17 protein-coding genes and 1 pseudogene are annotated in these 20838 nt (G+C 60.6%); 9 read left to right on the forward strand and 9 right to left on the reverse strand.

The features are described from left to right. Positions 1 to 106: 106 nt before the first annotated feature. The 9 genes from ACXHRN_RS07995 to ACXHRN_RS08035 form a co-directional block, all read right to left on the reverse strand. A complete protein-coding gene (locus ACXHRN_RS07995; RefSeq protein ID WP_488640790.1) occupies positions 107 to 1726 on the reverse strand; it encodes a GMC family oxidoreductase in 1620 nt (539 codons plus the stop codon). Between the two features lie 14 nt (positions 1727 to 1740). After that, entirely contained in the window at positions 1741 to 3234 is a 1494-nt protein-coding gene (locus ACXHRN_RS08000) for an FGGY-family carbohydrate kinase (protein ID WP_488640791.1), read from the reverse strand. A gap of 163 nt (positions 3235 to 3397) precedes the next feature. Beyond that, positions 3398 to 4237 carry a class I fructose-bisphosphate aldolase gene (locus ACXHRN_RS08005; RefSeq protein ID WP_488640792.1) on the reverse strand — a complete coding sequence of 280 codons (840 nt, stop codon included), beginning with the start codon at positions 4235 to 4237 and terminating at the stop codon, positions 3398 to 3400. Between the two features lies 1 nt (position 4238). Then, positions 4239 to 5957 (reverse strand): glycerol-3-phosphate dehydrogenase/oxidase, encoded by a 1719-nt coding sequence (locus ACXHRN_RS08010; RefSeq protein ID WP_488640793.1) that lies wholly within the window; start codon positions 5955 to 5957, stop codon positions 4239 to 4241. Positions 5958 to 5975: 18 nt separating this feature from the next. After that, a complete protein-coding gene (locus ACXHRN_RS08015) occupies positions 5976 to 6971 on the reverse strand; it encodes an aldo/keto reductase (RefSeq protein ID WP_488640794.1) in 996 nt (331 codons plus the stop codon). Next, positions 6968 to 7975, reverse strand: coding sequence for a sugar-binding transcriptional regulator (locus ACXHRN_RS08020; protein WP_488641858.1), 1008 nt, complete (start codon positions 7973 to 7975; stop codon positions 6968 to 6970). The genes ACXHRN_RS08015 and ACXHRN_RS08020 overlap by 4 nt, the downstream gene beginning before the upstream one ends. Before the next feature lie 5 nt (positions 7976 to 7980). After that, positions 7981 to 8967: an ABC transporter permease gene (locus ACXHRN_RS08025; protein WP_488640795.1), complete on the reverse strand. Its 987-nt coding sequence runs from the start codon at positions 8965 to 8967 to the stop codon at positions 7981 to 7983. Between the two features lie 19 nt (positions 8968 to 8986). Then, positions 8987 to 10534 (reverse strand): sugar ABC transporter ATP-binding protein, encoded by a 1548-nt coding sequence (locus tag ACXHRN_RS08030; RefSeq protein WP_488640796.1) that lies wholly within the window; start codon positions 10532 to 10534, stop codon positions 8987 to 8989. 90 nt (positions 10535 to 10624) lie between these two features. After that, complete coding sequence (locus ACXHRN_RS08035) at positions 10625 to 11656, reverse strand: substrate-binding domain-containing protein (protein WP_488640797.1); 1032 nt, start codon at positions 11654 to 11656, stop codon at positions 10625 to 10627. Positions 11657 to 12175: 519 nt separating this feature from the next. On the opposite strand from ACXHRN_RS08035, the gene ACXHRN_RS08040 reads away from it, so the two are divergent. From ACXHRN_RS08040 to ACXHRN_RS08080, 9 genes and pseudogenes are all read left to right on the forward strand, one after another. Beyond that, positions 12176 to 12709: a DUF992 domain-containing protein gene (locus ACXHRN_RS08040; protein ID WP_488641859.1), complete on the forward strand. Its 534-nt coding sequence runs from the start codon at positions 12176 to 12178 to the stop codon at positions 12707 to 12709. Positions 12710 to 12897: 188 nt separating this feature from the next. Continuing rightward, complete coding sequence (locus tag ACXHRN_RS08045; RefSeq protein ID WP_488640798.1) at positions 12898 to 13845, forward strand: substrate-binding domain-containing protein; 948 nt, start codon at positions 12898 to 12900, stop codon at positions 13843 to 13845. 179 nt (positions 13846 to 14024) lie between these two features. Beyond that, a pseudogene (locus ACXHRN_RS08050) lies at positions 14025 to 14453 on the forward strand (ATP-binding cassette domain-containing protein); the annotation flags it as partial. Further along, positions 14427 to 15515: a sugar ABC transporter ATP-binding protein gene (locus tag ACXHRN_RS08055; RefSeq protein ID WP_488641860.1), complete on the forward strand. Its 1089-nt coding sequence runs from the start codon at positions 14427 to 14429 to the stop codon at positions 15513 to 15515. The pseudogene ACXHRN_RS08050 and the gene ACXHRN_RS08055, both read left to right, overlap by 27 nt. Further along, a complete protein-coding gene (locus tag ACXHRN_RS08060; protein ID WP_488640799.1) occupies positions 15515 to 16531 on the forward strand; it encodes an ABC transporter permease in 1017 nt (338 codons plus the stop codon). Before ACXHRN_RS08055 ends, ACXHRN_RS08060 begins: the two co-directional genes overlap by 1 nt. A 136-nt stretch (positions 16532 to 16667) precedes the next feature. Beyond that, on the forward strand, positions 16668 to 17360 hold the full coding sequence (locus tag ACXHRN_RS08065; protein WP_488640800.1) for a helix-turn-helix transcriptional regulator: 693 nt from the start codon (positions 16668 to 16670) through the stop codon (positions 17358 to 17360). A 240-nt stretch (positions 17361 to 17600) separates the two neighbouring features. Next, positions 17601 to 18791: a nitrilase-related carbon-nitrogen hydrolase gene (locus ACXHRN_RS08070; RefSeq protein WP_488640801.1), complete on the forward strand. Its 1191-nt coding sequence runs from the start codon at positions 17601 to 17603 to the stop codon at positions 18789 to 18791. Between the two features lie 95 nt (positions 18792 to 18886). Continuing rightward, the gene (locus ACXHRN_RS08075) at positions 18887 to 19369 is read left to right on the forward strand and encodes a hypothetical protein (RefSeq protein ID WP_488640802.1); all 483 of its coding nucleotides are present in this window, start codon (positions 18887 to 18889) and stop codon (positions 19367 to 19369) included. A 56-nt stretch (positions 19370 to 19425) separates the two neighbouring features. After that, a complete protein-coding gene (locus ACXHRN_RS08080) occupies positions 19426 to 20823 on the forward strand; it encodes an APC family permease (RefSeq protein WP_488640803.1) in 1398 nt (465 codons plus the stop codon). Positions 20824 to 20838 lie beyond the last annotated feature (15 nt).

Consider the following 20838-nt stretch of genomic DNA (forward strand, 5'->3'; position numbering starts at 1 on the left):
TAGAGCCCGAGGAGTTTCGGCGCCCTTATGGCACGCGTTTTCCAGCCTGTCGCAGGTTTTCAGCATGCCGGTCCGTCGTCAAATTGCATCACCAAGAAGGATGCGGTCAGCCTGTTGCCGAGCCGCCACGCAAAATCATCTCCGCGGCCTTTTCGGCAATCATGATCACCGGCGAGTTGGTGTTGCCGGATACGATTGTCGGCATGATCGACGCATCGACGACCCGGAGCCCTGACAGGCCGTGCACGCGCAGCTGGCTGTCGACCACGGCGTCGCTGGTGTTGCCCATCTTGCAGGTGCCGACGGGATGGAAGATGGTCGTGGCGATATCGCCGGCGCGCTGGATCAGCTGTTCGTCGGTCTGGTACTCGGTGCCCGGCAGCATTTCCTCGGGCGCATATTGCCTGATGGCGTCGGTTTGCATCAGTTGCCGCGCGTGGCGGATCGATTTTGCCGCGATCATGCGGTCGCTGAGCGTTGACAGGTAATTCGGGCGGATGGCCGGTGGCGCATCGCGGTCCACACTTTCGATGTGGACGCTGCCGCGACTTTCAGGTCTCAGATTGCAGACTGAAACCGTCACCGCCGGAAAGCGATGCAGGGGCTCGCCCAGTCTGTCGGTGGACAGCGGCTGGACGTGATATTCCAGATCCGGCATGTCGAGCGACGGGTCGCTCTTGGCGAAGATGCCGAGCTGGCTCGGTGCCATCGATAATGGTCCTGATCGGCTCAACAGGTATTGCAGGCCCATGCCGACGCGGCCGGGAATGCTGTGATAGAGCTGGTTGAGCGTCTTGCCACCGCTGATGCGAAACACGGTGCGGATCTGCAGGTGGTCCTGCAGGTTCTCGCCGACGCCGCTCAATTCGTGCACTATCTCGACGCCATTCGCCGAGAGGATATCGCTTCGGCCGATGCCGGAGAGCTCAAGCATTTTCGGCGAATTGACTGCGCCGGCGCTCAGAATGACTTCACGGTTTGCATGAGCAACGACATGTAAGCCATTGAGAAAAAACTCCACGCCAGACACGCGCTTGTCATCCATGACAAGTTTATGGGTAGCCGCGCCGGTGAGAATACGCAGGTTTGGTCGCCTTCTGGCCGGCTTCAGGAATGCCTTGGCCGTGTTCCAGCGGATGCCGCTGCGCTGGTTGACCTCGAAGTAACCGGAACCTTCATTGGTGCCGGTGTTGAAGTCATCGGTCTTGGGAATGCCGAGTTCAGTAGCCCCGTCACGGAACGCGTCGAGTATCGGCCATGACAGCCGCTGCTTCTCCACCCGCCATTCGCCGCCTGCGCCATGCATGCCGGACTTGCCGCGGTAGTTGTCCTCGGATTTGGTGAAATAGGGCAGGACATCGTCCCAGCCCCATCCGGGATTGCCCATTTGCCGCCATTGGTCGTAGTCAGCCGACTGCCCCCGCATATAGATCATGCCGTTGATCGATGAGCAGCCGCCGAGCACCTTGCCTCTAGGATAGGCGAGCGTGCGGCCATTGAGGCCCGGATCCTCCTTGGTGCGCATCATCCAGTCGGTGCGCGGATTGCCCATGCAATAGAGGTAGCCGATCGGTATGTGCACCCAATGATAATTGTCGCTGCCGCCAGCCTCGAGCAGCAGCACCCGGTTAGCAGGGTCGGCCGACAGCCGGTTTGCCAGCACGCAGCCCGCCGAGCCCGCGCCGATGATAATGAAATCGTAGCTGCCTTCATCACGTGCCGTCATGCTGCTTTCCGTCTTCACGCATTGCCCTCCGCCATGCGCTGCCAGACTGGTCGCATTGCTTCGCCGATATCGAGAAATAGCCGATAGCGGCGCTCAAAGACATCAGCAAGATCACGATTGGGCTGATGGATGCGGATAATTCTGGTCATGGCGCCAGCGCCTTCGGCAAAGCTTGCAAACGCCCCAACTCCGGTGCCCGCCGCGATCGCCGCGCCGAGCGCGCCGGTCTCCTGCGAGCCCGAAGTCGCCACCGGCACGCCGAGAATGTCGGCAAACATCTGTGCCCAGACCTGGCTTCTCGAGCCTCCGCCCGACAGCACAGCCTGATCGAAGCGTGCACCCGCCTTGCGCAGGATCTCGATATGCTGGCGATGGGCAAAGACCACGCCCTCGAACAGGGCGCGGAGCATGTGGCCACGGCTATGCCAGCCCGCCAGACCGTAGTAGCCCGCGCGTGCATTGGCATAGCTGTTGGCGCCGTAGAGGAAGGGATGATAGATCGGCACGTCGTCCCGTGGATCAACCGCAGCCACCAGGTCGCTGCAGAGGCCGAACGGCGATTTGGCGTCGGGAAAAAACTCGCGCACCATCCATTCGAGATTGGTGGCCGAGGTGGCGCTGTTTTCCATAGCCATGAAGCGCTTGCGGTCGAAGGTCGATGTCATGAACACGGGCGACGCCAGGATTGGCTCCTCCGTGATCACCTGATTGATGCTCCATGTGCCGACGATGATCGACGCGGAGCCGGTTTCGGTAACACCGGAACCCACGGCGCTGGCGATGACATCGAACAGGCCGGCAACCACGGGCGTGCCTTCGCGCAGACCGGTCACGTCAGCGGCGTTGGCGGTGACGTGACCGACTATCGCATCGCTTTCGTGCAGGGCAGGGAGGATGTCCATGCTGTCTTCGAGGCCAAAGGAAGCCATGATCGCGCGGTCATAGGCGCGCGTCGCCAGATTGAGCAGTCCGCAGCCTGACATATCGGAGACGTCACTGACCTTTTGTCCGGTCAGCCGGTTGACGATAAAGTCCTTCGACAGCAGAACCGTGCCGATGCGTGCAAAAAGCTCCGGCTCGTGCAGTTTCAGCCATGCCAGCAGCGTCGGTGTCTGGGCCGGCCAGGAACTCTGGCCGCTGATGGCATAGGATGAGCCTTTCCCCTCAAGCGCCCATTTTTGCACGAGATTTGCCGCACGCGTATCGATCGACTGGATGCCGATCAGTGGTTCGCCGGCACGATCCAGTGCATAAAGGCCGTTGCCATGGCCGGCGCAGCCGATGGCAATGATCTCGGCGGGTGCGATACCGGCTTCGCGGATACAGCTTGAAATGACCTTGCCGGCTTCGCGCCACAGCTCGCCGAGGCCGCGCTCGACATGGCCGGGCTTGGCCATCGTGCTATGGCCTTCGGCCGCCGCCATGGCGATTTCGCGCCCGTCCAGACTGAAGATCACGGCCTTTATGACCGTGTTGCCGGCGTCGAGGCCGAGCACGTATCGTGACATTCCAGTTCCTCCCGAGAGACTCCCGATCTCTCACTAGAGCGCCGCGCGTCGTTAGAGACGCGCAAAGGTCGCTGTAGCACTTTGAATTGCTGCATAATTTTGTCCTTAAATCGATTCCGATTTAAGGAATTATGCAGTAGTCGGTATTCCTTAGGCGTTAGCTTTAGCCCTTCGAATAAAGTTCAAAAGCCTCTTCACTGCTGGCGCCACTATGGATGATGGCCATCAGTCCCCGAACCACTGCCGTCGGATTGGCGTGCTGGTAGATGTTGCGGCCGTAGACCATGCCCTGCGCGCCCTGGGTCATCAAGGCTGCGGATTTCGTGAACACGGCTTTGAGATCTTCCTTGCCGCCTCCGCGCACCAGAACCGGGCAACGCGCCGCCTGCACGACCTTGTGGAAATCCTCGGCATTGTCGGTCGGGTCAGCCTTGATGATGTCGGCGCCCATTTCGCGGGCAAGCCGGGTCAGGGTGACGATCTTGTCGGTGTCGCCATCGACCATGTAACCACCCTTTTCGGTGACCGGCTGCATGGCCAGCGGCTCGATCATCAGCGGCATGCCGTAGCGATCGCAATCGGCGCGGACGCGGGCGATGTTCTGCACGCATTGGCGGAAGAGATCGGGCTCGTCGGGCAGCATGAACAGGTTGACGACGACGCAGGCCGCATCCATTTCCAGCGCGCCGATCAGCGGTTCGTTCTCGTTCTGCAGCACGGCCCACATCGCCCGGTGGCGGATCTTGTTGTAGGGATTGCCCATGTCGATGCGCATGACCAGCGCCGGCTTGTTCTTGTCGCCGGCCTGCAGGATATCGGCCTGTCCATAGTTCATCTGGATCGCATCCGGTGCGGCCGCGACCAGCGAGGCGACAACGGCATCGATATCCTCAAGGCCGGAGAGAAATGTCGGCTCGTTGCAGACGCCGTGATCGATCGCGACATCCAGGCAACGGCCGTTGTTGAAAAGCCGGTTCATCCGGACCTTGGTGTTGGTTCTCATCTCAAATCCTCTTTTCGTTGCGTGTCGTCAGCGTCTGTTGATCGATGCCATGGCGCTCCAGCAGGTTGGCGAGAAACCAGGATTTCTCGCGGTCGTGCTGGCTGCCGGTCCAGTTCAGCGTGTTGGCCATGATATCCAGCACGGCATCGACCATCGCCATGGAAAGTTCTCCGGTGATGGCAAGCGTTGTGCGCCTGAGCAGGATATCATCGAGCCGTTCGCCGGCCTCGTGGCGGATCAGATATTCGATCTCGCGGCTGGAATAGGCGGGGTGCGGCATCGGCGAGTCGCTGCCCGATACGATAAAGCGGGCGATCTTGTCGGCGCGGGTTCCGTAGCGCGCAAACAGCTTGGCGATCTGGTCAGCGGGTAGGTTGATCTGCTGGGCGAAGTTTCTGACCCAAGCACTTGTGTCTTTTGGGAAATCCAGGCCGCCGCCAATCGCCATGTCTTCGGTCCGGATCGAGCGGTTCCGGCCGAGGCGCTCCAGCACCATGTCGGCGGCCAGTTCGCCGAAGGAGCGGAACGTGGTCCATTTGCCGCCGATCATGCAGAGGATCGGCAGTTCGGTCGATGCAGCGTCGAGCCAGGTGCAGAAATGGTCGCGCGGGATGCGGCCGGTAAACGAATCCTGGCTGGAGGGCAGGGGTCGGACACCGCTGAACTGGAAGACGATCTCCTCCGGCTCGATCCTGATGCCCGGCAGCACGAAGGCCAGTGATTGGAGGATATAGTCGCGCTCGTCGGGCTCGCAGCGCACCGTGTCGGGATTATCGACGCGGATGTCGGTGGAGCCGATCAGCACCTTGCCGAGATAGGGAAACAGGATGCAGATGCGGCCATCTTCGTTTTCGTAATAGATCATGTGGCCGTCGAGCGCGTCGCGCAGTTCGGCATTGTCGACGATGAGATGCGAGCCTTTTGTGCCACCCATCATCGCAGGCCGATCGACATTCGGCGGCAGGAGTGCGCCATTGGTGAGGTCGATCCAGCCGCCGGTCGCATTGACGATGATGCGCGGTTGAATGGCGAGATCGGAGTGGCCGATGAGGTCGCGGATCAGATAGGTCCCGTCCTCGGCGCGTACGGCCTTCGCGTGATTGAGTGAAAGGGCGTTGCTGCGGCCGTCACGGCTATCTTCGAGCATTTCGATGCCGAGCCGTTCAGGTTGGCTGACCCATGCATCGTAATAGGTCGCGGAACTCAGCGTTGCAGGGTTGAGGATCGGCCATTTCGACAGTGTCGCCTTGCGATTGCGAAACTGATGGTGCGGCATCTTCCTGCGTGACGACGTGAACAGGTCATAGATCGTCAGCCCCGCCTTGACAACGATCGCTCCGCGCCGGCTCGGATTGCGGCTTAGACCGAGGAAGCGGACGACGCCATTTGCCAAGCCCGAAAAGCGGTCGAAGATCGGCACGACGGTAGGCAGCGGCGCCACGTAGTGCGGCGCGTTGGCAAGCAGCCGGTCGCGTTCCAGCAGCGATTCCCGCACCAGCTTGAATTCGCCATTTTCGAGGTAGCGCAGTCCGCCATGCACCATGCGCGAGAGGGCAGCACTAGCGCCGGAACAATAGTCTGCTTTGTCGACCAGCACGACACGGACGCCCTGCAGTGCCAATTCGCGAAACACGCTGATGCCGTTGATGCCTCCGCCAATGACGAGCACATCCGCCCGCGGATTGCGCCGCAGTTCTTCCAGAGTTTGCTGCCTGTCCATGATGTCAGTCCCGCTCCCTCATCCATCCATGCCGGTGAGAAAGCCATTGGCCGCCGTATCGATGGCGGCGATGTCTTCCGGGGAGAGCCGGAGCGAGCCGGCACGGGCATTGTCGAGTGCCTGGGCGCGGGTGCGCGCGCCACAAAGGGCAAATGTTATGCCGGGTCGGGCGATGGTCCAGGCGATAACGATCTGTGCTGTCGTGGCCTGATGCGCTTCGGCGACGGGCGCAATTGCCTTGGCGAACTGGCTGACCTTCACGCGATTGGCGGCGGAGAAGCGCGGATTGTCCTTGCGTTGGTCGTCGCCGTTGAAAGTGCGGTCGGGACCGATAAGGCCAGAGAGAAGGCCCAGCGCCAGCGAAGAGTAGCTCAGCACCGAGACATTGTTACCTTGCGCTATCGGCAGGATTTCCGGCTCCAGTTCGCGATCGAGCAGGCTGTAGCGCTCCTGGATCGCATCGAGGCCGCCGCATGCGATATAGGCGTCGAGATCGGCCTTGCTGACATTGCTGGCGCCGATGGCGCGGATCTTGCCGGACTGGCGGAGATCTTCAAGCGCCCGCATGGTTTCCTCGATCGGCGTCGTCTCGTCCTGCCAATGGGTGATGTAGAGATCGATGTGATCGGTCTGCAGCCGATTGAGGCTTTGCTCGACTTCATGAACGATCGCGTCCCGGCCGAGATAGCGATGTACGGCATGGCCATCCTCATCGAAGAAATGCCGACCTTTCTGCGTGTGCCAGATCAGTCCGCATTTGGTGGCGATGACGGCCTTGTCGCGGCGACCCTTGAGGGCTGTGCCGACGATCTCCTCGGAACGACCAAGGCCATAAGCGGGCGCGGTATCGATCAGGGTGATGCCCGCGTCGAGCGAGGCATGGATGGCGTCGATCGATTGAGCCTCGTCCGTGCCACCCCACATCCAGCCGCCGATGGCCCAGGTGCCGAGGCCGACTGCCGAGGCGCGGACGCCGGAGCTACCGATTTCGCGGGTGATTTGCGTATCGTTCATGCCATTTCCCCATGGGCGAGTTCGAGGATCTTCGCGCTGGTCGCCTCGTCAGTGACCAATGTGTCGAGATGGTTGCCGCGCATGACGCTGAGGATCGGATTGGCCTTGTTGGGACCGCTCGCGACGCCGATCTTGTGCGGGATGGAACTGAATTCATCGAGCGTCAGCGACACCAGCGAATGGTTCAGGCTGTAGTCGCAAGGCGCGCCATTGCGATCCAGCAGATGCGCCAGCAATTCGGCATTGGCGCCGGATTGCTCAATCGCCCTGCGGTCGGTGCTGGAGGAGGGGTGCAGGTCATAATAGCTGGAATCGTCGGTCAGGATCGAGCCGATGCCGACCAGTGCCAGATCAGCTTCGCGTGCCCGCTTGAAGACGTCTTTCACCGAGCGCATGTCGATCAGCATCTGGCGCTGTTCAGGCGTTTCGGCGAACAACGGCGCATGGATTTGGTAGGCGCGTCCGCCGAGCTTGTCGGCCAGCAGCATCGCCACATGGTTGACGTCGGTGTAATGCTTGCCCTGGACGCAGCCGGTGGCCGGGATGATCTCGACATCGTAGCGCCGCGTCGGCTTCAGGCCCGCGACGATCGCGCTGACGCCCTTGCCACCGGTGATACAGATCGTGTCGCCGTCCTTGATCGTTTCCAGTAGCAGCCGGGCGGCCGCTTCGCCGGTGGCCTGCAGCGCTGTCTGCGGATTGTCCGAAACGGTGGGGACGACGACGGCCCGCGAGATGCCGCCGAGCAATTGCAGCTGTTGCTCCAGATCGACGAGTTGTTCGACCGGCGACTTGATCTTGATTTCGACTAGGCCAAGTTGACGGCCGCGCTTGATCAGCCGGTTGACGGTGGCATGCGAGATGCCGAGCTGGTCGGCGATCTGCGCCTGCGTCAGGCCTTCGAGAAAATGAAGGACGAGCGCCTGATGCATCTGCCGGGCGATGACGATCTCCTCGCGAGGCGGGGTGACGATCTTCGGCTTTCTGTTGGTTTTGCCGATCATCATGATCAGGCCTTTCGCTTATGGATGAAGTGGTCGATGGATACGGCGGAGAGCAGAATGCAACCCTTGATCATATCCTGCCAGTAGACGGATACATTCAACAACACCAAGGAGCTTGTGACCAGCGACAGAAGCGCGATGCCGAGGATGGCGCCGAAGATGGTGCCCGATCCGCCATTCAGCGAGGCCCCGCCGATCACAGCTGCGGCGATGATGTTGAGTTCCATGCCGACGCCGAAGGTCGGGGTGGCCGCTCCGAAGCGGGACATATAGATGACGCCAGCAATGCCTGCGAGTGTCGAGCACAGGACAGTGACCCAGAACTTGACGAGATTGGTGCGGACGCCGGAATACTGCGCGGCCTTCTCGTTGCTACCAGTATAGAACACTTTGCGGAAAGCCGTGGCCCGCCGCAGCAGGAAGTCGAACAGCAGCACGATCGCCACGAAAATCAGGATCACATAGGGCACACCGTAGAATGTGCCTTGGCCGACGACCTTGAACGAGGCGGGCAGGGTGAACAGCGAGATCGGCGTGCCCTTGGTGATGATCAGGCACAGGCCGCGAACGATGACCATGCCTGCCAGCGAGGCGATGAAGTGGTTGAGGCCAACGACGGTGACGAAGAAGCCCATGATGGCGCCGATGCCGCCGCTGGCTGCGATGCCGATCAGCGACGCGGTCCAGGGATCAAGCCCCATCACATAGAGCGAGCCGGACAACACCATCGCAAAGCAAACGACAGAGCCGACGGCGAGATCGATGCCGCCGACGATCAGCAGTATCGTCATGCCGACGACGACGATACCGTCAACCGAGAATGACATCAGCATGGCGCGGAAATTTCCGAGCGTCAGGAAGTATGGCGATGCAAAGCTCATGGCCACGCTCAACACCAGAATGATCGCGACAAGTCCCGCTTCGCGCATCGAGGCGAGCCTTCGAAGCGATGACATTTCTCCGCCCGTCGCGGGCATTGTTTCGATGGCCATGTTTTCCTCCCTATTGGTCTTATCCGACATTGCGGACCTCCGGCGGCCTGTCGCCTTCGCCGTCGAGTTTGATACCCGAGGCGAGCCGGATAATGTTTTCTTCGGTCAGGGCCTCATCGCTGAGCTCGCCGGCGATGGTGCCCTCGTGGACGACGACGACGCGGTCGCAGAGGCCGATCAATTCAGGCAGTTCGGACGAGATGACCACCACGCCGATGCCGGAATTGGCGAGATCACGCAGCAGGCGATGGATTTCCGACTTGGCGCCGACATCGATGCCGCGCGTTGGCTCGTCCATGATCATTACTTTGGGATCGACGGTAAGCTGCTTGGAGATCGCCACCTTCTGCTGGTTGCCGCCGCTGAGCGACGATACCGGATAATCGATGCCGCCCATGCGGACGCCGAGCTTGCGGCTGAGATCGCGTGCCTGCGCCTCTTCGCGTTTTCGATCAAGCAGGCCGAAACGGTTGGTGATGGCATCGAGATTGAGCGCTGAAATGTTGGAGGCGATCGACAGGTCTAGAAATACGCCGGAGCCCTTACGGTCCTCCGAGAGGTAGACGATGCCGCGCCTGATCGCGTCCTTGTAATGATGGATCGTCAGTGGCTCGCCATTGAGGCTGACATCGCCTTCCCTGACCGGCCTCAGGCCGCAAATCGCCTGGGCGATCTCGCTGCGGCCAGCGCCGATCAGACCGCCGACACCGAGGATCTCGCCTTTGCGGACGTCGAGATCGACATGGGCGAAGCGATCGCCATCGCCGAGATTGCGGACCGAGAGAAGCGGTGCTTGGGAGGCACTTTGGGGATCCGCTTTTTCGGGGTAGAGCTGAGTGATCTCGCGTCCGACCATGCGGCGCATGATATGATCGGCGTCGATGTCGGCGACGCGATCGGTGCAGACATGGCGTCCGTCACGAAACACCGTGACGCGGTCGCAGAGGCTGAAGATCTCGGCCATTCGGTGGCTGATGTAGATGATCGAGATGCCCTGCGCCTTCATCTGGCGAATGATGTCGAACAGAGTGCGTGTCTCGCTTTCGGTGAGCGCCGCAGTCGGTTCGTCGAAGATCAGGATGCGACAATCCAAGGACAGCGCCTTGGCGATTTCGACGAGTTGCTGGTTTGAAATGGAGAGTTCGGCAACCTTGCGCTCGACGGCGATCGGCGCCAGCCGATGCATGATCCTCCTGGCGTCGTCGTTAAGCTGGCGAAAATTCATCAGCGGTTTACGCCGCAGGGTGGTCGCGGCCATGAAGATGTTTTCGGCAACCGTGGCATCCGGGCAGAGCGCGATCTCCTGGTGCACGAGGCCGATGCCAAGTCTTTGGGCTGCGGCAGGCGAGGCGATCTTGGCCGGCCGGCCGTCAATCAGGATTTCGCCGCCATTGGGCTGGACAATACCGGCGATGATGTTCATCAACGTCGATTTTCCGGCACCGTTTTCACCGCACAGGGCGTGAATTTCGCCGCGCTCCAATGTCATGCCGACATCGGTGAGTGCGGTGATGGAGCCGTAGGACTTCGAAACATTTCGGATCGTCAGGACCGGATCTGATGTCATGTCGTACGCCTCCACTCGCTCATTGCATTCATGCTGTCTTGTCGCGTCCGGCAAGCCATGGCGCGCATGGCTTGCCGGATGTCCTCGTGGTTACTCGTCGATGCCCTTGGTGCCGCGACGCTTGAGGTACTTGTCCCAGTAGAAGTCGTCCGCATTTTCAGCAGTGACGATCGACAGGCCGTTGTCGACGAACGGAACGCTCATGCCGTTGAAGCCGGAGCGCTTGGCGTCGTTCATCGGGTCGATAAGGTCGGGATGCTTGGCAAGCCACAGCAGCATGAAGCCCATATAGCCCTGCATGCCCTGGTTCGGGTTGATCGAGCCGAACACTTCGCCGGCCTTGATCATGTCGAGGATGTTGGCGTTGACGTCGGCGCACATGACGAGGATCTTGCCGCCGCTTTCCTTGTTGGCCTGGGCAGCGCCGATGGCGGAATTGGCTTCCGGCATGAACACGGCACCGAGGTTCGGATTGGCCTGGATGATGCTCATCAGGCCCTGATAGGCCTTGGTCGGATCCTGGTTGGACGCAGCGCGACCGACCAGCTTCATGTCCGGATACTTTTCCGTCATGCGGGCGATGAAGGCCGAGATGCGCTTGTCGTGATTGTCCTGTCCGGGGTTTTCCAGCACGGCATATTCGCCCTTGCCGCCCAGCTTCGCCGCGATCGCATCGGCCGCATAGGTGCCTTCGCGGGTGTTGTCCGAGGTGATGAACGAGACGCGCTTGGAAAGCGGGGAATCCGCCGCGAAGGTCACGACAGCCGTGCCCTGATCGATGGCGCGGTTGATCGGCTCGATGAACGGATCGGAGTTCATCGGATGGACGAGAATGCCCGCCGGGTTCTGCGCCAGTGCCTGGTCGAAGCTGGCGATCTGCTTGTTGACGTCATATTCCGGCGTGCCGGTATATTCGGTTTCGCAGCCGAACTGCTTGCCGGCCTGCTTGAACATTTCATAGACCGGGAACCAGTATTCGACGCCCGAGACCATGACGTTCATCACGTATTTTTCGCCCGGCTTGCACCGGAACGGATTGTCGTCGGCAGCATGCGCGAAGCCGGCCGACAGAGCCGTCGATGCCAGTGCCGCAAGTACCATTGTGCCTAGAAATTTACGCAAGATTCCTCCTCGAGGCCGAAGCCTTCCCAAAATTGCTATGGTCGCCGACCGAGCGGCGAATGATTGGTGGAACCAGAATTCCTCCTCGAACCCCGGTGAGGCGGAATATGCGCAGATGGATACGGACTGTCAATATAATTCACATCATGAAATATATTTCACAATTTTGCGTAGTTTGACTGCCTTTAGGTGAAAATAAAACAGTTCGTTGCGAGTGGATTGACGATCGTGCTGCTGGATGAGCGCAAGCGCAAGCTGACGGTCGTGGCATAATCAATAGGATGATGTTGAGACAATCGACGACTACAGTTCGTCCGACGACCGCAGTTCGTCGCCTTCATGGAACTCGATGCGATATCGCCTTTCACCCCCACACGCCTTTTAAAAGTCCCAATGGAAGCTGAACGATGAGGCTGTCTGTCGCATGCGTCGTCCGGAACGCATGCCGACAACATTCGTTGTTCATGGGCTGAATGGCCGCGCTTCACGCATCGGTCGTGATTTTAGAAGGAAAGAATGATGAACAAGACACTTGCCACGACATTTGCCGCAACCTCACTGGCTCTCGCTGGCGCCATGGCTGTCCACGCTGCCGACCTTTCCTATAGGGACAATGCACCGACCTACGAAGAAACGGACGGCCATAGCGGCGTCAAGATCGGTACGCTGACCTGCGACATCGGCAGCGGCGGCGGCTATCTCCTTGGTTCGGCCAAGGAGCTTGATTGCGTTTTCCGCTCAAGCTTCCGGGGAGATCGCCCTGACCACTATGCCGGATCGGTCAAGAAGCTCGGTATCGACCTTGGCTATACGACGCAAGGCCGGCTCGTCTGGGCGGTGTTTGCACCGACGGCCGGCTATCACCATGGTTCGCTGGGCGGCATCTATATGGGCGCTGCCGCCGAGGCGACCCTCGGGGCCGGCGTCGGTGCCAATGTGCTAATCGGCGGTACTGGAGGCTCCGTGCAGTTGCAGGTCGTCAGCCTGACGGGACAACTCGGTCTCAACGTTGCGGCTGCCGGGGCGTCGGTGACGCTGCATTCGGTGAATTGACACTATTTGCAGATCCCCTTCCGCTGATGCGGGAGGGGGCATCATTATCACGCCTACCGAGAGTGAGCGCTCGCTTTTTGAGCCGGTCTACTCTTGCGTTATCTTGTTCCGCTCCATATGTTTTCCCGGCGATGTGCGCCTTGAGGAGAATTGCGCACTTTCGTGAAACCTTGGAGGAGGATAGTTTTATGAATAGACGCGATTTTTTATTGTCGTCCGTAGCACTTGCCACTCTTGCAACATTAGCTCCGGGCGCATTTGCCGCCGATAAATTGACGATCCTGGGCTCGGTGCCCAATCTCGGCTTCCCGTTCTTCGTGCACATGCTCAACCAGATCAAGGCTGAGGCCCAAGCGCAGGGCGTTGATATCATCGAGAGTGATGGACAGAATTCCGCGCCCAAGCAGACCGCCGATATCGAAGCGGCGATCGTCCAGAAGGTCAATGCCATCGTTATTTCCCCGCTTGACGTCAATGCGCTTGCGCCGGCCATCGAGCAGGCCATCCAGGCTGGCGTACCCGTCGTCACCATCGACCGCCGTGTCGATGGCGTGGATGGCATCCTCGCCCATGTCGGCGCGGACAATGTCAAGGGCGGTGAAGCCGAGGCGCAAGCCGTGGTCGATGCCTTCCCGAATGGCGCCAAGCTGTTCCATTTGCAAGGCCAGCCGGGTGCCGGTCCGGCAATCGATCGCAACAAGGGCGTTCACAACGTCCTCGATCCGTTGAAGGACAAGTACCAGATCATCTTCGAGCAAACGGGGAACTTTGCCCGCGACCAGGGTCTGGCGGTCACGGAAGCCGGCCTGTCAGCCAATGGCAAGCCGGATGCGATCATCTGTGCCAACGATGATATGGCGCTTGGGGCCCTGGAGGCCTGCGCGGCCCGCGGCTTCAGCGATGTGAAGATCTACGGCTTCGATGCGCTTCCGGAAGCACTTGTCGCTGTCCGCGACGGCAAGCTTGCCGGTACGGTCGAGCAATTCCCGGGCGAGCAGTCACGCACCGCAGTCAAGATAGCGGTCGCCTATGCCAAGGACAAGACCGAGCCGAAGGAAAAGCTCGTGCTCCTGACCCCGATCGTGATCGGCAAGGACAATATCGACAAGGCCGAGCGTATCGGCGAAGCCAAGTAACTGAAGTCGAATTGCCGGCGTGCCGTCTCATGACGCCGCGCCGGCAACGCGCATACAGCAATTGAATTTGGGAGAGGCCGATGGCTGCGCTGGCTGCCGCGGAACAACCTGATGCGCCGCTGCTCGAAGTGAACGGCATATCAAAGCACTTTTCCGGTGTTGCGGCGCTGCGCGACGTTTCGCTCGATGTGCGCCCGGGGGAGATCCTCGGGCTGCTGGGCGAGAATGGTGCGGGCAAGTCGACGCTGCTGAAGATACTATCCGGTGCGCAGCCGCCATCGAGCGGCAGCATCGTCTTTTCCGGGGCCGATTACCGGCCGTCGAGCCCCGATGCAGCCAAGCGGGCGGGTATCGTCACCATCTATCAGGAACTCAGCCTGATCCCGACGCTTTCGGTTGCCGAGAACATCTTCATCGGCCGCGCGCCCACCGGCGTGGTCGGGCTGATCGACTGGCGGCGGATGCGGCAGGAGACGCGCGGGCACATCGCTCGCGTTGGCCTCACCATTGACCCGGATACGCCGGTCTCCGCCCTTTCGGTTGCCGAGCAGCAGCTTGTCGAAATCGCCCGGGCGCTTTCGATCAAAGGCCGGCTGATCATCATGGATGAGCCGACTTCGGCGCTGACGGAATCCGAGGTACAGAAGCTGCTCGGCATTATGGATCGGCTGCGCAAGGAAGGCGTCGCCATCATGTTCGTGACGCACCGGCTGGAGGAGGCGAGCGCGATATGCGACCGGATGACCGTGCTGCGCGATGGCCGACTGGCGGGGCATCTTCTGCGCGAGAATGGCCAGCCAATCCCGCTTCCGCAGATCATCGAAAAGATGGTGGGCCGGGCTGCCTCCGAACTTTACGCACGGCCGAGCCAGCGCGAGGTCGCCGGGGCCGTACGTCTTAGCGTCCGTGGCCTTCGCACTGTGCGTGATCCTGAAGCGCCGCATGCCATCGTTCTCGACGACGTCGACCTTGACCTGAAGGCAGGCGAAATCCTCGGCGTTGCCGGGCTGGTCGGCTCAGGCCGCACCGAACTTGCGCGGGCGATCTTCGGTGCCGACCGTATTGCTGCGGGAACGATTGAACTCGATGGCAAGCCGATTGCGCCGAAATCGCCGGCCGACGCCATCGATCTCGGCATCGGGCTGGTGCCGGAAGACCGCAAGCACCAGGCGATTTTTGCCATGCTGGGCATCCAGCAGAATTTCTCGGTGGCATCGCTCGATACCTATTCGAATGGCTTGGGCTTCATGGCCGAGGGACGCGAGAAGCTGGCGCTGGCCGAATACAAGAAGGCGCTGTCGATCCGCATGGCGTCGCCTGACCAGGCGATTGAGGGCCTTTCCGGAGGCAATCAGCAGAAGGTCATCATCGCCCGCTGGCTTGCACGAGACCCCAAAGTCCTGATCGTTGACGAGCCGACACGCGGGGTCGATGTCGGTGCCAAGGCGGAAGTCCATCAGATCCTTGTGCAACTTGCTGCCCGCGGTATTGCGGTGATGGTGATTTCGTCCGAGTTGCCTGAAGTGCTGGCGGTGAGCGACCGCATCGCTACCATGCGCCAGGGCCGGATCACCGGCGAAATGCCGGCGGTCGAGGCGACCGAGGAAAAACTCATGGCGCTGATGGCGCTGGGTTCAAATCATAACGGGCAGCGGCGGGGAGACGCTTGATGACCACGACGACGGACACGGCCGAGCGCAAGGGGCCCAATATCTTCCGCATTCTCAAGCAGTTCGGCCCCTTGCTGTTCCTGATCATCCTGATGGCGGTGTTCACGGCGCTGAAGCCGAGTTTCATCGATCCGATCAATGTCTTCAATATCATGCGGCAGATCTCGATCACCGGGCTGATTGCGCTTGGCATGACCTTCGTCATTCTGACTGCCGGCATCGACCTGAGCGTCGGGGCGCTGCTGGCGCTGTGCGGCATGGTGGCGGCGATCGTTGCCAAGGGTGGTGCGGCCAGTACGCTGTCGCTGTCGGCGTCGGAAGGCACTGGCTATGGCTGGTTTGCGGCACTGCTGGCGGCGGTGATTGTCGGTGCGGCAGGCGGTGGTTTGCAAGGACTGGCGATTACCCGACTGAAGGTGCCGCCGTTCGTGGTCACGCTGGGCGGGTTGACGATCTTTCGCGGCTTGACATTGATGCTTTCTAACGGCGGCCCGATCTCCGGCTTTACGTCCGGCATGCGTTGGTTCGGCACAGGTCTCGTGGGGCCAGTGCCTGTGCCGGTGATCATCTTTGCGGTGGCGGCGATCCTCTGCCACATCGTGCTGCGCTATACGCGCTATGGCCGTGCAGTCTACGCCGTTGGCGGCAATGCGGAGGCGGCGCGGCTGTCGGGTCTGCGGGTCGATCGGATATTGATTTCCGTTTACGTCATCGTCGGCTTTTTTTCAGGGCTCGCAGCCTTCGTGCTTGCGGCGCGCCTGAACTCGGCGGAAGCCGTGGCCGGGCTGGGCTATGAATTGACGGTCATCTCGGCTGTCGTGATTGGCGGCACATCCCTGTTCGGCGGCATCGGTAGCGTTGGGGGGACCGTTGTAGGTGCCGCCCTGATCGGCGTGCTGCAAAACGGCCTGCAGTTCAACAATGTCTCGTCCTACACCCAGTCTGTGGTCATCGGGTTGATTCTGATCCTGGCGGTTGCTTTCGACCGGTGGCTCAAATCGCGGGCGAGGGTTTAGCCGCACAGGGCTATGATATTACTGGGGCCTCACGCCCCGGATATTTTGCTTGGCGGACGTGAAGAAGCGGTGCTAGCATATGGGATTGCAGTTTATCTGCAGTTTTTCCACATAGTATCCTCAGTCAGGCGACCGGATGCAGTTCGACCGGGCAGTTTTTGGTGATCATTTCCTATCCCTCGTGACATCGGCGATGCCGTTGACGGGATGCTGTTTTTATCGTGTCGAGGGTGGCCGACACGTGCTGGGCCATCAGTTGTTCAGCCTCTCGCCTTATTGGCTGGATCGCTACTATCATCACTTCTGGCGGTTCGACCCGCTTCACCCGGGGCGTATGAGCCAGTCGGGCGCACGCTTGCAGTTACTGAGCCGCGATTCCGCCCATCATGACCCTGATACGCTGGAATATTTCGAAAAGTTCCTGACGCCGCAGAAGGCAGCGCATCAGACCGAACTCTATTTCCGCCGCGGCTCGCAGATCGTCGCCGGGGCGTCGCTGCTGCGCAATGAAGCAACCGGTGCCTTCACCTCGGACAATCTGACGTTCCTCGAAAAGCTCGTCGAGTTCGTCGAAGGCAGCGTGTTCGAGCTTCCTGCCGAAGACGACCAATTTCAGGGCATCGAGGGACTGACGCCGCGCGAGCAGCAAATCGCCACCCTGATCGGTGCTGCGATCTGCAACAAGGAAATCTGCCGGCGTCTCAATATCGAGCTGCCGACGGTGAAGACGCATGTCAGCCGCGTCCTGGCCAAGGCCGGCGTTCGCAGCCGCGCCGAACTCATGAAGAAGCTTCATGACAGCCGCGGCACATCTCCATTGCCGCAATAGACAGCGGCCATCCACCCTAAAACAATCATCGACCGTCCCGGACTGCCATCACGCGGCCGGCTGAGCCGATGTCGTACTTCAGTATGATATCCCCGGCTCTGCAAGTTTGCCTACACTCCAGCCACTTCAGGGGAATTGAGGGACATCGGAATCGCCAGGAATCAGCCTCGCGCATCAGTGCGACGCAGCATTCGGCCCGTCTCTCTATCAACCCCAGCAAGCAGTGAATGGAAGAAGCAAATGACCAAACGTCCGGATTATGTCGCGCCCTATATGGCGATCGGGCTTTCAACCATCGTCACCGGCATCGCCGAGCGCCGGCACATCCGGCACAATCTCGAAACCATCGAGGAGGCCATTCACGCCTCGATCTCGATCTGCTCGATCAACGCGCCCGTGCGCGTCGTCGCGCTGGCCGAGGGCGCACTGACCGGCTTCACCGACGAGATCTTCGACGTGCCGCATGTGACGGCAGCGAAGGACATGTTCATCGACCTGCCCGGTGAGGAAACCGAGGCGCTCGGCAAGCTCGCACGGCACTACGACACCTACATTATCGGCCAGTGCAAGGCGCGCTGGCCGGATGTGATGAAGGACCGCTTCTTCAACACGCTGTTCGTCATCGACCGCAAGGGCGAGGTCGTGCATCGCGCCGCCAAGAACCACATCTGGTGCCGTGAACGCAGCTGCACCCCTCACGATGTCTATGACCGCTGGGTGGAGCTGTTCGGCGATGGCCCCGAGGCCTTTTACCCGGTGTTGCGCACCGACGATATCGGCAATATCGGTACGATCTGCTGCTCGGATGGCGAATATCCGGAGGCGGTGCGGGCGCTTGCATTCAGCGGTGCTGAAGTCGTCTATCGTCCCTCCGAAGCCATGCCGATGACGGGCTCCGGCTATCCCGGTGGTGGCAGCTGGATGATCCAGAACCGCGCCCATGCCGATTTCAACAGCGTCTACATGCTTTGCCCGAATGTCGGCCCGGTCTATCTGTCGCCAAGCTCGAAGCATCCGATCGACATTGCCGGCGGCAATGGCCACATCGTCGATTATCGCGGCAACATCACCTCCTACTCGTCGAGCGGCGCCAATACCATGGTTGCGAGCATGATCGATATCGAGGCCCTGCGGCAGTTCCGCGCCATGAACCTCAATTCCAACTGGATGAAGGATCTGCGCACCGAGCTCTTCTCGCGCATGTATGAAAAGCCCATCCATCCCCGCAATCTCTGGCTCAACAAGGATCCCGAACGTCATGCCGCGGTCGACGAAATCTATCGCGCCAACATCAATCGGCTGGTCGAACGCGGCACTTGGACCTTGCCATCGCGCGAGGTTCCGGGCGCACGCTACACGCCGTCATCGCCCGACGGCGAGGACAACTGGAATGAGGCCAAGGTCATGTGGCGCCCTTGGCACAACGGATAACCTGAGACTGCCCGGCCACGAAACGCTCCCAAGAAAAACAATGACAATTGGGGGCGGCAGGGGGCGGGAAACAAACGACAACTGGGAGACTTCAGATGCGAATTTCAAGATCTAGACTGGCCAAGACGTTGGCGCCGGCTGCGGCCATTGGGCTGTTCTGCGCAGGCGCCATGCTTGCTCCGGCTGCGGCCGAGGACGCCGCCAAGGGCGACCCCATCGTCGGCACATGGTTCGTCAAGGCAGCCGATGCGCCATTTGCCTACCACATGTTCGTCTTCAACGCCGACGGCACCATGCAGCAGGCCAATCCCGATGCTGGCGACGAGAACACCAGCGACAGCGATGGCAAAGGCGTCTGGATCAACAAGGACGGCAAGATCATCGGCAAATTCGTAGAGATCACCGCCGATCGCACGACGCACAAATTTGCAACCCGCGGCGAAATCTCCTACGAGATGGCGGTTGCTGGCGATACGTTTACCGGCACTGCTTCGGCGAAATTCTTTGACGAGAACGATAAGTTGCTGCGTGGGCCATTCCCGACGCCTCTCGCAGGCAAGCGGGTTACCCTGCCATAACAGCAGGACTGCATCGGCGTCGCCATCTCATCTTCAGTCTTTTTCGGACAACCACCATGTCAACTGTTACTTCGCCCACACGCTCGCTACGGGCTCTTGATATCTTCTTCCTGGTCGTCGCGGCGGCCGCACCACTGGCGGCCATCGTCAGCAACGGTGCGCTCGGCGTGCTGCTCGGCAACGGCGTCGGCATGCCGGGATCCTACCTGATCGCCGGCTTCGTGCTGATCCTGTTTGCCGTCGGCTTCGTGCGCATGAGCCCGCATGTCCGCCACGGCGGCGCATTCTATGCCTATGTCCGCCATGGGCTCGGGCGCTACGCTGGTGGCGCCGCGGCTTATGTGGCCATCGTCGTCTATGGCATGATGGTCATCGGCAGCGCCGCGGGATTCGGTTTCTTCGCAAGCCTGTTCTTTGCTGAAAATCTCAGTCTTGATATCTCCTGGAAGATTTGGGCCGCAGTCTCGCTGCTGCTGGTCGGATTGGTCGGATATCGCGAGATCACCCTCGGTGCACGCGTGTTGTCTGTTTTGCTGACGCTGGAAGTGCTGATCCTGGTAGCCTTGGTTGTCGCCGTCTTCTCGCCCGGCAGTGCCGCGACGGTAACGTTCACATCCTTCGCTCCGTCAGCGATCTTCAGCGGTTCGCTGGGCATCGGCCTGATGTTTGCCTTCGTGTCCTTCCTGGGCTTCGAATCCGCAGCCATCTACAGCGAGGAAGCCCGCGAGGGACATCGCACCGTCAGCCGGGCAGTGATCGCGGCCGTGCTTTTCATCGCCGTCTTCTATGCCATCGCGATGTGGAGCGTCATCATCGCTTTTGGTGACGACAAGGTCGTCGCGGAAGCGGCTGAAAATCCGGGTACCCTGGTGTTCCGCGCCTTCGCCCAATACCTGCATCCGGGCTTCATCGTCGCGGCGGAATTCCTGATGGTGACCAGCGCGCTTGCCGCAACGATCGCCTTGCACAATGCAGCCGCTCGTTATCTCTTTGCTCTGGGTCGCGAAGGCATGCTGCCTCGCTCGTTGGCGAAGCTGCATCCAAAACTGCAGTCGCCACATGTCGCCAGCGTGGTCGTCTCTGTGATCAGCTCCGCAGTCGTGGCACTGTTTGCCATCGGCGATGCCGATCCGCTGATGACAGTGCTTTCGAGCACCTTCGGCCTGGCGGCGCTCGGCATTATCCTGTTGCAGGCGGCGACCTCGCTCTCGGTGGTGATCTTCACCTGGAAAACACGCCATGGCGCAAGTGGTTTGGCGCTCAACCTGTTGATCGCCATCCTGTCCACTGCGGGATTGTCCGTTGCGGCAGTGCTGGTGATGGTCAACTACTCGACGCTTACTGGCAGCCTTGGCCTTCTGGATTACGCGCCGTGGCTCATTCCGATTGCAGCGGTGGTCGGGATCGTCGTGGCCAACCGCCCGAATGTCGGCAAGGACCACGCATTGGCCTAAATCAATCTGACGCCG

This window comes from Shinella sp. OV683 (assembly GCF_057787725.1).